This window comes from Bacillus sp. PAMC28571, from assembly GCF_014250435.1.
Lineage (GTDB): Bacteria > Bacillota > Bacilli > Bacillales > Bacillaceae > Bacillus > Bacillus safensis.
On record NZ_CP060191.1, the window covers coordinates 2,403,023 to 2,415,996 of the forward strand.

Annotated in this window: 11 protein-coding genes; 5 read left to right on the forward strand and 6 right to left on the reverse strand. The window is 41.0% G+C overall.

The window, feature by feature from the left end; genetic code table 11:
* Positions 1 to 229: 229 nt before the first annotated feature.
* The 4 genes from mbcS to H7F25_RS12105 all read right to left on the reverse strand — a co-directional run bounded on the left by mbcS (position 230) and on the right by H7F25_RS12105 (position 4,688).
* Positions 230 to 1,807, reverse strand: coding sequence for an acyl-CoA synthetase MbcS (mbcS, locus tag H7F25_RS12090; RefSeq protein ID WP_185853769.1), 1,578 nt, complete (start codon positions 1,805 to 1,807; stop codon positions 230 to 232).
* A gap of 226 nt (positions 1,808 to 2,033) precedes the next feature.
* Positions 2,034 to 2,246 (reverse strand): alpha/beta-type small acid-soluble spore protein, encoded by a 213-nt coding sequence (locus H7F25_RS12095; protein WP_024424829.1) that lies wholly within the window; start codon positions 2,244 to 2,246, stop codon positions 2,034 to 2,036.
* Positions 2,247 to 2,335: 89 nt separating this feature from the next.
* Positions 2,336 to 3,541, reverse strand: coding sequence for a tRNA uracil 4-sulfurtransferase ThiI (gene thiI / locus H7F25_RS12100; protein ID WP_185853770.1), 1,206 nt, complete (start codon positions 3,539 to 3,541; stop codon positions 2,336 to 2,338).
* A 4-nt stretch (positions 3,542 to 3,545) separates the two neighbouring features.
* Entirely contained in the window at positions 3,546 to 4,688 is a 1,143-nt protein-coding gene (locus tag H7F25_RS12105; RefSeq protein WP_044335693.1) for a cysteine desulfurase family protein, read from the reverse strand.
* Positions 4,689 to 4,894: 206 nt separating this feature from the next.
* Here H7F25_RS12105 and brnQ (H7F25_RS12110) point away from each other — a divergent pair, with 206 nt between their 5' ends.
* Together brnQ (H7F25_RS12110) and brnQ (H7F25_RS12115) are read left to right on the forward strand one after the other, a co-directional pair.
* Entirely contained in the window at positions 4,895 to 6,238 is a 1,344-nt protein-coding gene (gene brnQ / locus H7F25_RS12110; protein WP_024424832.1) for a branched-chain amino acid transport system II carrier protein, read from the forward strand.
* 213 nt (positions 6,239 to 6,451) lie between these two features.
* Positions 6,452 to 7,795: a branched-chain amino acid transport system II carrier protein gene (brnQ, locus tag H7F25_RS12115; RefSeq protein ID WP_073206996.1), complete on the forward strand. Its 1,344-nt coding sequence runs from the start codon at positions 6,452 to 6,454 to the stop codon at positions 7,793 to 7,795.
* Between the two features lie 40 nt (positions 7,796 to 7,835).
* Here the strand turns inward: brnQ (H7F25_RS12115) and ezrA are convergent, their stop codons facing one another.
* Entirely contained in the window at positions 7,836 to 9,539 is a 1,704-nt protein-coding gene (gene ezrA / locus H7F25_RS12120; protein ID WP_024424834.1) for a septation ring formation regulator EzrA, read from the reverse strand.
* Positions 9,540 to 9,880: 341 nt separating this feature from the next.
* Here ezrA and hisJ point away from each other — a divergent pair, with 341 nt between their 5' ends.
* Positions 9,881 to 10,696, forward strand: coding sequence for a histidinol-phosphatase HisJ (gene hisJ / locus H7F25_RS12125; protein WP_149126379.1), 816 nt, complete (start codon positions 9,881 to 9,883; stop codon positions 10,694 to 10,696).
* On the opposite strand, the gene refZ is transcribed toward hisJ, so the two are convergent.
* Positions 10,666 to 11,331, reverse strand: coding sequence for a forespore capture DNA-binding protein RefZ (gene refZ, locus H7F25_RS12130; protein WP_024426169.1), 666 nt, complete (start codon positions 11,329 to 11,331; stop codon positions 10,666 to 10,668). The genes hisJ and refZ overlap by 31 nt on opposite strands.
* Positions 11,332 to 11,457: 126 nt before the next feature.
* Here refZ and H7F25_RS12135 point away from each other — a divergent pair, with 126 nt between their 5' ends.
* Together H7F25_RS12135 and rpsD are read left to right on the forward strand one after the other, a co-directional pair.
* On the forward strand, positions 11,458 to 11,955 hold the full coding sequence (locus tag H7F25_RS12135; RefSeq protein ID WP_024424837.1) for a GAF domain-containing protein: 498 nt from the start codon (positions 11,458 to 11,460) through the stop codon (positions 11,953 to 11,955).
* A gap of 303 nt (positions 11,956 to 12,258) precedes the next feature.
* On the forward strand, positions 12,259 to 12,861 hold the full coding sequence (gene rpsD, locus H7F25_RS12140; protein WP_024424838.1) for a 30S ribosomal protein S4: 603 nt from the start codon (positions 12,259 to 12,261) through the stop codon (positions 12,859 to 12,861).
* The last annotated feature ends 113 nt before the right edge of the window (positions 12,862 to 12,974 follow it).

Below are 12,974 nucleotides of genomic sequence, written 5' to 3' on the forward strand. Positions count from 1 at the left end.
CTCCTAAAAATTTTCTAATTTAAGAAATTTAAACTTAAATTTTCCATAAAAATTATACATCATCCACAAATTAACATCAACAGATTAATTTATTAACTTCATAAACATCGTGTATCATGAAATTAGCATTAGATTAAAAGAGAAATTTATGAAAAATAAAAAGCCAGCTTTAGGACATAAACTATGTACTTAAGCCGACTTTTTCTATTAATAAGTTATTAAAAAAAGATTATCCTTTTCGTGCAAGCTCTCTTTCTCTCAGCTCTACACGGCGAATTTTCGCTGACGGTGTTTTTGGCAGTTCGTCAATGAATTCGATTTCTCTTGGGTATTTGTACGGTGCTGTTGTGTTTTTCACATGTGTTTGCAGCTCTTTGATCAGTTCATCACTTTGATCAGTTCCATCACGAAGGACAACGTAAGCTTTGACGATTGATCCTCTGATTTCATCTGGGCTCGCCACAACTGCACATTCCTTCACTGCTGGATGCTTAATCAGTGCATCTTCTACTTCAAACGGTCCAATTGTATAGCCTGAGCTGACAATGATGTCATCTCTGCGGCTTTCAAACCAGAAGTACCCATCTTCGTCTTTTTTCGCGCGGTCACCCGTAATAAAGTAATTGCCGCGGCGCTGCGCTTTTGTACGCTCTTCGTCTTTATAGTATTCCTTAAATAAAGCCGGCGTTTCAAGATGGACCGCAATGTCACCAATTTCTCCAGGTGCGCAGACGTTTCCATCCTCATCAATGATATCTACTTCGTTGCCAGGGGTTGGTTTTCCCATACTGCCTGGCTTGATGTCCATTCCTTTTAACACCCCTACGAGCAGTGTGCTTTCAGTTTGGCCATAGCCGTCTCGTACTTCTATATCGAAATGCTTTTTGAATGTATCAATGACTTCACGGTTCAGCGGCTCTCCCGCAGAAACAGCACTATGCAGCTTCGGCAGCTCGTACTGACTTAAATCATCTACTTTTGCCATAAAGCGGTATTCTGTCGGTGTACAGCATAGGACATTGATTTCATTATTTTGAAGCAGCTCTAAGTATGTATTTGGATTGAATTTCCCTCCATATACAAAGCCTTCTGCTCCACTTCCTAACACAGATAAGAGGGGGCTCCACACCCATTTTTGCCAGCCTGGTCCTGCTGTCGCCCATACTTTATCTCCTTCATTAATGGAGAGCCATGCTTTGGCAGCTGTGCGTAAATGTGCATACGCCCATCCGTGTGTATGAACAACCCCTTTAGGGTTCCCTGTTGTACCTGATGTATAGGATAAAAACGCCATGTCTGTGCGCTTTGTCTCTGCCAATTCAAGCTCGTTTGATTGCTCTTCCTTTTGCGCTAGAATGTTTGTCCAGCCATGATCATTTTCGCCGATTGAGAATGTTTTAAAATCGTTTGGTTTTTTGGTTCCGTCGAACGATTGAATGAATGAAGAGTAGACGATCGCTCCTTTTGCTTCTGCGTGTTCAATTCGGTAATCTAAATCTTTCGCACGCAACATTTCAGAACAAGGAATCACAACCATTCCTGTTTTCAAAATTGCTAAATAAATGCTGTATGCCTCGAGCATGCGCGGCACCATCACAATAATTTTATCGCCTTTTTTGAAGCCTGCTTTTAATAAAACATGTCCAATTTTATTTGCCTCTTCCACTAATGCTGCATACGTCACATGTGCTTCTTGGCCATTGCCGTCCTGCCAGTGCAGGGCCATTTTCTCCTTGTCATGACTGAACGCTTCAATCTCACTGACTAAGTTATATTGTTCTGGTGCAATTAAGTCTTCTCTTTTCATGGTACAGCTCCTTTTAGCCTCTTTCTTATGAAACGAAACATGTTTCAATTTACCTATTCTAACACTCATAACTGAAAAATGCTTGAATTAGTACCTACTCCTAGTATTATGCCATAATTTTTTAAATCCGTCTTCATTTTTAAAAATATTCTAACTATTTATATGTACAAAAAGAAAAGAGCGGGAAGGATCCCGCTCATAAGCCATAGCTTTTAAATTGTGTGTCTTAGAAAGATCCGCCACCCATATGTTGTTGAGCGTAAGATACAAGACGCTTAGTGATTTCTCCACCAACTGATCCGTTAGCGCGAGATGTAGTTTCTGCACCAAGGTTTACACCAAATTCAGAAGCGATTTCGTACTTCATTTGGTCGATAGCTTGTGCAGCGCCTGGTACTAGTAATTGGTTAGAACTGCTTTGTCTGTTTTGTTGAGCCATGTGTTCTCACCTCCTTGTGAATATAGAATGTGTAGAAACACATGACTTCATGCGATTGATTTTATGGTAATTATTATGAAATTTTCGTTTTAGAATAAATCAGCGAATTCGTCTGCTGCTTTCTTTTCATTTGTCACAATAATTGTTTCAATTTGCTCTACTGCCTCGTTCAGCATCGGCTCAAAATCAGCAAAGCTTTCGTAGCGTTCTACCTTCTCAAGCTTTGGTTTTGTTTTAGGAGACGGCGGCGTAAAAATCGTACAGCAATCCTCGAAAGGCTGAATGCTTGTATCGTATGTGCCAATTCGTCTCGCTTCATCAATAATGTCATTTTTATCGACAGCAATGAGCGGGCGAATGATTGGTGTATTGGTCACATGGTTAATAGCATACATGCTTTCAAGTGTCTGGCTTGCCACTTGACCAAGGCTTTCTCCGGTAATAATCGCAAGGGCATCGCGCTTTTCTCTTATTTTGTCAGCTATTTTCAGCATCATTCTTCTTGTTGATGTCATCGTATAGTTTTCAGGTACTTGTTTATGAATCAGCTCTTGAATTTTTGTAAAAGGTACGATGTGAAGCTTCACTTTGCCTCCATATGCTGCCAGGCATTCTGCAAGATCAATGACCTTTTGTTTGGCACGTTCACTTGTATACGGCGGGCTAAAGAAATGCACAGCTTCAATTTCAATTCCGCGTTTCATCGCTTGATAGCCGGCAACTGGGCTGTCGAAGCCGCCTGAAAGCATGAGCATCGCTCTTCCGCTAGAACCGACCGGCAGGCCGCCTGCACCTTTGACATCTTTAAATGTAATGTACGTGGCGTGCTCTCTGATTTCAATGCGTAAATGTACATCCGGCTGTTTCACATTGACTGTTAGGTTTTCCGTATTCTTTAGAACATGTCCGCCAATTTCGCGGTTCATTTCATTTGAATCAAGTTCAAATTGTTTATAAGAGCGTTTCGTTGAGACTTTAAATGTATTTCCTTGTTCATATACTTCCTGTACCGCTGTTAGTGCTGCTTCTTTAATCGCATCTAAATTCGTCTCACATTTAACCGCAAGACTAAAGCTCTGAATACCAAATACACTTTTGAGCTGTTCTGAAATCGGTTCAGGGTCTTCTCCGTTTAGCATAATCGTGATGCGGTCTCTATCAGATGCAAGTTTTAATGCTTCAAAATCCTTTAAGACGAACCGAATGTGCTGTCTTAGTTTTTCAATAAATTTCTTTCTATTCTTCCCTTTTGTTGAGATTTCACCAAAACGGACTAAAATATGATCATATTTCATGCTGTTATCTCATTCCTTTTAATTTTTTCACACTTTGTGCGATTGATGTGATGATTTGCGTTGCAAGCTCTGGTCCTTGTCCATACGTCAAGCTGATTCTCATACTGCTTTTGGCTACTTCCTCTGGTTTTCCCATTGCCAGCAGTACACGGCTTGGCTCTTTTTTCTTGGCTGAGCAGGCAGAGGTTGTAGAAACATATATGCCTTCTTTTTCAAGCATATGGAGGAGGACCTCAATTTGAATACCCGGTACTGAAAAATTCACAATGTGCGGCGCACTTTGCGCCCTCGGTGTATTCATCACAATACCTTCTATCTCTCCAAGCTGTTTTTGCAGCTGCGTTTTTAAGTTCAGCATCTCATTATGATACTTGTCAAGCTGTTCAAATGATTGTTTCATGGCTTTTGCTAAGCTGACAGCTCCAGCAGGGTTTTCAGTACCTGAACGAAGCCCTAATTCCTGCTCTCCTCCAGTAATGAAAGGGGCGAGAGTGACATCTTTCTTTAAAAAGAGTGCTCCTGTACCTTTTAATCCATGAATTTTATGGCCTGACATCGTCAAAAGGTCTACATCCAGCTGTTTATTGAGTGCGACCTTGCACATTCCCTGCACCCCGTCGACATGAAAAAGTGCGTTTTCGGCATGCTCACGAATGATGCCAGCGGCTTCTTCAATCGGCTGGATGGCACCGGTTTCGTTATTGACGTGCATCATGCTGACAAGCACTGTATCACGGCGAAGCACTTCTTTTAAATGAGTCATATCTGCATGGCCATGCTCATTTACTTGAATATAGGAGATGTCAAAGCCAAATAACGCCTTCAGCTGTTCAAACGATTCAATAACAGAAGGATGCTCTATTTCTGTGGTCACAATATGCTTGCCCCGGTTCATTTTGGCAAGTGCTGCTCCTTTAATGGCAATGTTATTCGCTTCTGTTGCACCAGAAGTAAAAATAATCTCATATTGTTTCAAGCCCGTGTAGTGAAGCATTTGTTTCCTCGTTTCATTTAACAGCCGGCTTGCATCTATCCCGAGCTGATGAAGTGAAGATGGATTTCCAAAATAACGCTCACTCACTTGCTGATATACTTGTAAAACATCTGGATAAGGTTTAGTTGTTGCACTATTATCAAGATAGATCATATTGTAACTCCTTACAAAAAGCTTAAAAAATAAATGCATTTATATGTTACCATAATGAAGTCAGACAGAGAATTTTCTGAAAATGGCAGTTGACAACTTTTCATTTTCACTATATCATCCATAGTGCAATTGTCACATAAACATTTAAATTGTCAGAATATTTTAATTTGACACACTACACTGATTGAGATTGAGGAGGGACTATTTTGAAAAATAGTTTAAGCATAAAAGAGACACTAGCCATTGGTCTAATGCTTTTTGCATTATTCTTCGGCGCAGGAAATATGATTTTCCCACCTGTTCTTGGACAATATGCTGGTGAGAATGTATGGCTCGCCATTGGTGGATTTTTACTCACAGGAGTAGGTCTTCCGCTTCTAGGGGTAATTGCAGTCGCACTGACAGGTACCGGTGCAAAAGGACTTGCTGATAAAGCTCATCCTAAATTTGGCACCATTTTCACCGTCATCCTGTATTTGTCCATTGGACCATTTTTCGCTATTCCGAGAACAGGTACGGTTTCGTATGAGATAGGATTAGCTCCTTTCCTGTCAAGTGCCCAATCTACTTCATGGGTACCGCTATTCATCTTTACCGTTGTGTTTTTCGCCATTTCATATCTGCTCGCGTTAAATCCTTCAAAGCTGGTTGATCGAATTGGTAAAATTTTAACACCGATCTTATTAACGGTTATTGCCATTATTGTCATTAAAGCCATTGCTACGCCAATGGGAATGATCGGTGCTCCTGATGCAACATATAAAGCAAACCCGCTCTTCACTGGCTTTTTAGAAGGCTATAAAACAATGGATGCTCTTGCTTCTATCGTTTTTGGGATCGTCGTGGTAACAGCTGTTAAAGACAGAGGCATTACGGAGCGTAAATCTCTTGCAGCAGCTTGTATTAAAGCAGGATTCGTGGCTGCTATTGGACTGGCACTCGTGTACATTTCACTTGCTTATGTCGGTGCTTCAAGCCCTGATGCGACGGGCATGGTTGGAGCCAATGAAGGTGGCAAGCTTCTTTCACTTTCTGCCAACTTTTTATTCGGTTCTGCTGGTAACATTGTTCTTGGCGCAGCCATTTTATTTGCTTGTTTAACGACGAGTGTTGGACTTATTTCATCTTGCGGGGAATATTTTTCAAAGCTTTTCCCTAGCTTTTCGTACCGTACAGTCGTTCTAATTGTTTCTTTATTTAGTACACTGGTTGCAAACCTTGGATTGGCACAAATTATTTCTCTATCTGTTCCAGTTCTTGTGACCATCTATCCATTGGCCATTGTCATTATTTTATTGTCATTCCTTGACCGCTGGATTAACGGTAGAAGACTCATTTATATCGTATCTCTCATCTTTACTGGTTTCTTCGCCATCATTGATGGATTATTAGCAGCCGAAGTCAATCTAGGGGGCTTCCCTAAGATTTTAGGTTCAATCGTTCCGTTTTACGATTTAGGGATTGGCTGGATCGTACCAGCTATTCTCGGAGCTGTGATTGGTTTACTTATTTCGATGTTTACCAATCCGCCGAAACAGCTCGCCTCCTAGTTATCGTGAACCAAAACATCCTCTTCTTCTGTGGAAGGGGATGTTTTTTATTGTTCTTCATATACTAAAATAGAAAAATTCATGACTTTTGTACGAAAACACATGTTGACATCAGGCGTACATCCTTTATAATTAGTGAATGTTAATGATGAACGGTTACTTAGCAAGTAATTAACAGAATATTTCAACATAACAATGGAGGCTTTAAATGCAATGAAGGCAACTTTGTCGACGAAAGATACGATTATCATAGGTTTTATGCTGTTTGCTCTATTCTTCGGCGCCGGTAACATGATTTATCCACCAGAACTTGGACAATATGCTGGGCAAAATGTGTGGAAAGCAATGGGCGGATTTTTATTAACAGGCGTCGGTTTACCTCTTCTAGGGATTATTGCGATCGCTTTAACAGGTCGAGATGCGAAAGGATTAGCTGATAAAGCCCACCCGGCTTTTGGAACAGCGTTTACCGTCATTTTATATTTATCTATCGGGCCGCTTTTCGCTATTCCTCGTACAGGAACGGTTTCATATGAAATTGGTGCATTACCCTTTTTAGCAGGTGTACCAGCTTGGCTCTCACTTCTTGTATTCACACTTGTCTTTTTTGGTATTACTTATTATCTTGCTCTAAATCCAACGAAGATTGTGGATCGTGTAGGGAAAGTGTTAACACCGATTAAATTTACAATTATTTTCATTATTATTGTCAAAGCCATTCTAACGCCGATGGGCGTCATTGGCACACCTGATGTCTCTTACAGCAACGGGTCATTTTTCAAAGGATTTCTAGAGGGCTATAAAACGATGGACGCTCTTGCTTCTATTGTGTTTGGGGTCGTTGTCATCAACGCCATTAAAGGACGCGGTGTGACAAGTAAAAAGGCACTGGCTTCTGCTTGTATCAAAGCAGGTTTGATTGCAGCTGCTGGATTAGCCTTCGTTTACCTGTCACTTGCGTATCTAGGTGCTTCTAGTACACATGCCATTGGATTCGTTGGAGATGGAAGCAAAATTTTAGCACAGTCTTCTCAGTTCCTTTTCGGCAGTCTAGGAAATATTGTGTTAGGTGCTGCCATCACAGTCGCTTGTTTAACAACAAGTATCGGTCTTGTCACATCATGCGGAGAGTATTTCTCAAAGTTACTTCCTAAGCTTTCTTATAAAATGGTCGTGACACTTGTTACATTATTTAGTTTCATCATTTCTAACTTTGGACTTGCTCATATTGTTGCTTTCTCTGTTCCAGTCTTAACAGCGATTTATCCGCTTGCGATTGTGATCATCGTTCTATCACTTGCTGATAAATGGCTTGGACATAGAAGACCTGTATATGTCCTCTCATTAATTTTGACAGGGTGCATCAGCTTATTTGACGGCTTAGCAGCAGCAAAACTTCCAATCGGTCCAGTAAAAGACTTCTTCCAAACAGTGCTCCCTTTTTATGACCATGGCATTGGCTGGCTTGTCCCTGCGATACTTGGAGTCGCCATTGGGTTCGTGATCTCCCTTTTCACTTCTTCTGCTTCAGAAGAACGCCAGAAACAGGCGTCATAATACAAAAAAGCTGAAGTCCTATCAATGGACTTCAGCTTTTTTATTGATGTTGATATTCTTTTTCTTGCTGAGCTAATAGCTTCTGAACGGCTCCAGGTGATGCTTTTTCCACAGCAGCTGCTGCTACATCAAATGAACCGCTATAATCGTACGCATAAAATCTTCGCTCTGCCTCTTTTAATTGTTCTGAAAGAATATGATTTTGGCTTCTAAAACGATTGCCGTATTGAATGATTCGTTCAATTTGATCCACTTTAGTGAGCATTTCTTCCGTCTCATCCACAACATGTCTCACTGTGTCAGAGGCTTCTTTTAATTGCTCATTCACGGCTGGCATGTTGAGCGGCAGGTTCTCCAGCTGCTCGTGCACTTGCTGAATCATCTCCTGCGCCTTTTCAGCCTGCTCTTTCATGTCAGCAGGTACACCTGGAATATTGCTTTTTTGCAGCTGACGCACTGTATCTGTCAGCATCGTTTTGAGCTCAGCCAGTGTTTCTCTCGCTTGCAGCTCTTCTTTTCTTAATGATTGAAGATGATCCTTAAATGTATCATGCAATGCTTTTGCATCATCGATAAAGGTCTCAAGCTGATTGATTTCATTCATTAATAGTGAATATGCGACATGATCACGATCAAGCTTCTCGCGAATTTGTTTCATGAGCTTTTCAATTTCTTCTAAGCGTTTTTCGAACGCCTTCTGTTGATCAAGCTCTCCGGCTGTCAGTTTGTAGCTTTCTTTTACAAGAGCTGTTTCTGCCTTTGTTTGGGTGTGATCCTGCTCGAGCTTTTCAAACGCTTCCGTCAGCTCAGGCATTTTGCTTTTGATTTCCTGACCTGCTTCTACTTCCGCTTCCAGCTGATCATACAGCGTCTGAATGGCATCATCAATCATTTGGAGAATGCTTGATGCCTCATCCAGATTGAGTTCATCAATCAGCAGTTTTTCCGCACGGGTCAGCTGTTTGTTTAAATTCTCAAGCTCTTTAGTGATCTGGATGTGCTCGAGCTTGTAGCCTTTGTCTGTCATTTCTTTATATCCGTCTTTCAGCTTCGTCAGCTGGCCTGGTACGGTTTGTTTGCAGTCTGCAATGAGCTTCGGTACATCATTGATATACAGCTGAAGCTGATCGAGTCTGCGGTCTTGCTCAAGCAAAATCTTTCTTGCTTTCATATAGTTGCCGTTTTCTGTCTCTTCCTCGTACTGCTTGATCCCTTCCCAGGCTTCATCTAAATCCTGCTCCATTTTGTCATAAAGGGTGCCATATAAATGGCTGTACGCAAGCAGATTTTTTCGAACTGTTTGATATTGTTCTTTGACCTTTTCAATGTCCTTGCGATTCTGCTCCTCGCTTGTGACAAGGTCTGCAATCTCTTTTAAAATGTCTTCAATGTTCGAATCAGCAGCACTCAGCAAGTCCTCAATGTGCGTAAGAACCTGCTTGGCTTTGGAGAATCGATATTTATCAGAATACTCTTCTGCATCATATAATAGCTCCTCTACCTTTGGAAGATGGGCTGTGACGATATCGTCCCACTCTGCACGCCATCTTTCAAAAAATTGCTCTGTTTCTCCGGTCATTTTTAAATGTTTGATCTTTGAAATTTCTTCTACAATTGATCTGTTTAAAATTTCAATTTTCCATGCTTCCAATCGGTCAATCTCTTTATATATATTTTTTCGCAGGAAATAACCGACTGAAAACAAAGCAAGCAAAATGACAATTAAACCGATGATTAACTCCATAATGAGCCCCCTTGTTGTGATCTAAGTGATGTCAGGGTAAAAGTGTCCCGAGTAGACCTGAGAACCCTTTCGTGTCCGCTTTGCATTTGTTTTTTTATAAGCAGGATCGTATGTTTTCCAATACCATCCATTCACGGTTTTATGTATGTTTTTTCAAGAAAGTATTTGTGCGCTTTCTATCATTTGATCACACGTATCAATGTGACCTGCTTTTATGTATGCGGAAGCTGTCGTTTTCATTGTTATTATGATACCATGTAACCAGCATTTTTGGTCATGATTTTTCATTATTTTCGCTGATAAACATCACGTTTTTCAAAATATCGACAAGAGGTGACGACATGCTGAAACAAGATGCACATCTACATACACCGTTTTGCCCGCACGGCTCGCTTGATCCTTTTCATTCTTATATTGAAAAAGCCATCAAAAAGGGATTTGATTCCATAACCTTTACCGAGCATGCCCCGCTGCCTCCATCGTTTCAAGATCCAACACCTGAGCAGGATAGTGCCATGAAGCTCCAAGACCTTGAAGCGTATATCACGAAACTGGCTCAGCTGAAACAAGAATACAAAGGACAATTAATAGTAAAAACTGGACTTGAGGTTGACTTTATCAAAGAGTATGAAGAGGAAACAAGAACCTTTTTAGACTGCTACGGTCCAGAACTAGACGACGCCATTTTATCTGTTCACTTTCTTCCTGCTGGCGATGATTATATTTGCCTTGATTTTGACGAGCATGCCTTCCAGCAGCTAATAAGCATCTATGGCAGCATCGAACAGGTCTATCAAAGCTACTATGACCAAATTCATTCTTCTATTCTATCATCTTTAGGCCAATATAAGCCAAAGAGAATCGGTCATATCACCCTTGTCCAGAAATTCAAACAGCTTTTTCCATATGAAATGTCACCTGAACTTTGTCAAAAGGTCACCCTTTGCCTTGAAGAAACGGCAAAAAAAGGCATGTCCTTAGATTTTAATACATCAGGTCTTCGTAAAACATATGCCAGAAGTATCTATTTAGATCAATGGATGATTGACCTTGCAAAAAAGAAAAAAATTCCGCTCATATTCGGCTCTGATGCCCATCAAGCGGAAGATCTCGGATATGCGTATGATCAATTCGAGGACATCATGAGGTTTAGATGAGAATCTAGTGCCGGCTCTTTTGGTTCTAACAGATAATGAAGCGAGCGGCTCAGCTCCTTAAAGTACATTTGATAGAAATACGGCTCACTTGGGTTCAAATAAAGCACCTCTGTTAAATATTGCGGCTGTAAATATGGCATCATGAGAAGTGATTTTAGCTGAATCATAAAGGATGCGAGTGACAGCTGCTCACAAATTACATGGGTGCTTTTTCCTTTTTCAATGATAAGCTGAAACAAATACTTTTCTTTTGTTAAATATGTCGACATGATTTCTCTGATGAGTGTCGAATCAATTGTCACCTCCCGATAAACGAAACGGGTTAATTGACGGTGCTTGTGCTGATAAGATAAAATATCAAAAACCACATGTAGTAAGCATTCTTTTGCATGACGGGTTTCCATGTGATGGAGATGTGATTCAATCATGTGAATGTAGCCTTCATAAAAATCGGATACGAGCTGCTCAAGCAGCCCTCCTTTTCCTTGAAAGTAATAAGAAATGTGGGCAACGTTGACGTTTGCTTCCTTCGCAATCTCACGGACAGAGGTTCCAGAAAATCCTTTTTGGTTAAAAAGTCTGATGGCAGCATCCATAATACGATCTTTTGTCTGCACGGTTGTTGATGTTTTCATCCGCTCACCCCTCTTCATGTGTACATACTTCAAGATGAAGGCGGAAGTTCCTTTTACAATTGCTCGACAAATCCCACATGCGAGACGCAAGTTATGTATTTTTAAGATAGAAAGTAGGAGATTTTCATGTTTCATGTCGAAAAACAGTCTGGCGATCCTTCAAAAGACTATCAATTGCTTGTCAAACAGGTTGAAGCCATTACAGATGGTGAACCTGATCTGATTGCCAACTTGGCAAATGCAGCTGCGCTACTCTATCACTCACTTCCTGAAGTCAATTGGGCAGGCTTTTATTTAGCAAAGGGTGGCGAGCTTGTGCTTGGACCATTTAACGGACTGCCTGCATGTGTGCGCATCCCTTCTGGAAAAGGCGTTTGCGGTACAGCCTTTGCGACAGGTGAAGTGCAGCGTATCGCTGATGTCCATGCATTCCCTGGACATATTGCCTGTGATGCCGCATCGCAATCTGAAATAGTCATTCCGCTCAAGGTCAATGGACAGATCATTGGAGTGCTCGATATTGACAGCCCTGTGAAAGACCGCTTCAGTGAAGTAGATGAGACCTATCTTATTCAATTTACAGACATTCTCCAACAGGCGTTATCTGTCTCTACGGATGCGTAATCATTTTGAAAAAGCAGACACATTGTCTGCTTTTTTATGTTTCTTTATATAATGGAGAACGTCACCTCTGCCTCTAAATAGGTTGACTTCTCCTACCCAGCGTCATATAATAGAGTTTGTGTGAAATATGGCAGCCTTTTTGTTCGGCTTTTTTGTATCATTTTGTTCCTTCTATATTATGAAGGTGCATCTTGTAACTCCCTGCTGCTGGAGCGAGGATGCATGAAAACATAATGACGAAAAAGAGGAAGAACAGACGGTTTTTATTTTTCACAAATAAAAACAATAAGGAGGAGTCACATTATGGCTCGCTATACAGGTCCAAGTTGGAAGATTTCCCGCCGTTTAGGCATTTCATTAAGCGGAACAGGTAAGGAACTTGAAAAACGCCCTTACGCTCCAGGCCCACATGGTCCAGGACAACGCAAAAAACTTTCTGAATACGGTTTACAATTACAAGAGAAGCAAAAGCTTCGTCACATGTACGGTGTCAACGAACGTCAATTCCGTACACTATATGACAAAGCTGCTAAACTTCCTGGTAAACAAGGTGAAAACTTCATGATCCTTCTTGAAACTCGCCTTGACAACCTAGTATACCGTCTTGGCCTTGCTCGTACTCGCCGCCAAGCTCGTCAGCTAGTAAACCATGGTCACATCCTTGTTGATGGAAGCCGTGTAGACATCCCATCTTTCTCTGTGAAACCAGGTCAAACGATTGCTCTTCGTGAGAAATCTCAAAACCTTGCAGTAGTGAAAGAATCAGTTGAAGTAAACAACTTCGTTCCTGAATACCTTTCTTTCGATGCTGAAAAGCTTGAAGGAACTTTCACTCGTCTTCCAGAGCGTTCTGAATTAGCGCCTGAAATCAGCGAACAACTAATCGTTGAGTTCTACTCTCGTTAATTTCATTACTTCTCTAAGAGAGAGCAAACAAACCCTAGATCCCTTGATTGTTCAAGGATTTCTAGGGTTTTTTTGTATGTTCTCAATTATACATGAAATCATTTGAAGTCATC

Coding starts and splice junctions, on each gene's coding strand:
- refZ (WP_024426169.1), bottom strand. CDS start 11,331: ATGAAAACATCAACAACCGTGCAGACAAAAGATCGTATTATGGATGCT.
- H7F25_RS12095 (WP_024424829.1), bottom strand. CDS start 2,246: ATGGCTCAACAAAACAGACAAAGCAGTTCTAACCAATTACTAGTACCA.
- hisJ (WP_149126379.1), top strand. CDS start 9,881: ATGCTGAAACAAGATGCACATCTACATACACCGTTTTGCCCGCACGGC.
- thiI (WP_185853770.1), bottom strand. CDS start 3,541: ATGAAATATGATCATATTTTAGTCCGTTTTGGTGAAATCTCAACAAAA.
- H7F25_RS12105 (WP_044335693.1), bottom strand. CDS start 4,688: ATGATCTATCTTGATAATAGTGCAACAACTAAACCTTATCCAGATGTT.
- H7F25_RS12135 (WP_024424837.1), top strand. CDS start 11,458: ATGTTTCATGTCGAAAAACAGTCTGGCGATCCTTCAAAAGACTATCAA.
- brnQ (WP_073206996.1), top strand. CDS start 6,452: ATGAAGGCAACTTTGTCGACGAAAGATACGATTATCATAGGTTTTATG.
- mbcS (WP_185853769.1), bottom strand. CDS start 1,807: ATGAAAAGAGAAGACTTAATTGCACCAGAACAATATAACTTAGTCAGT.
- ezrA (WP_024424834.1), bottom strand. CDS start 9,539: ATGGAGTTAATCATCGGTTTAATTGTCATTTTGCTTGCTTTGTTTTCA.
- rpsD (WP_024424838.1), top strand. CDS start 12,259: ATGGCTCGCTATACAGGTCCAAGTTGGAAGATTTCCCGCCGTTTAGGC.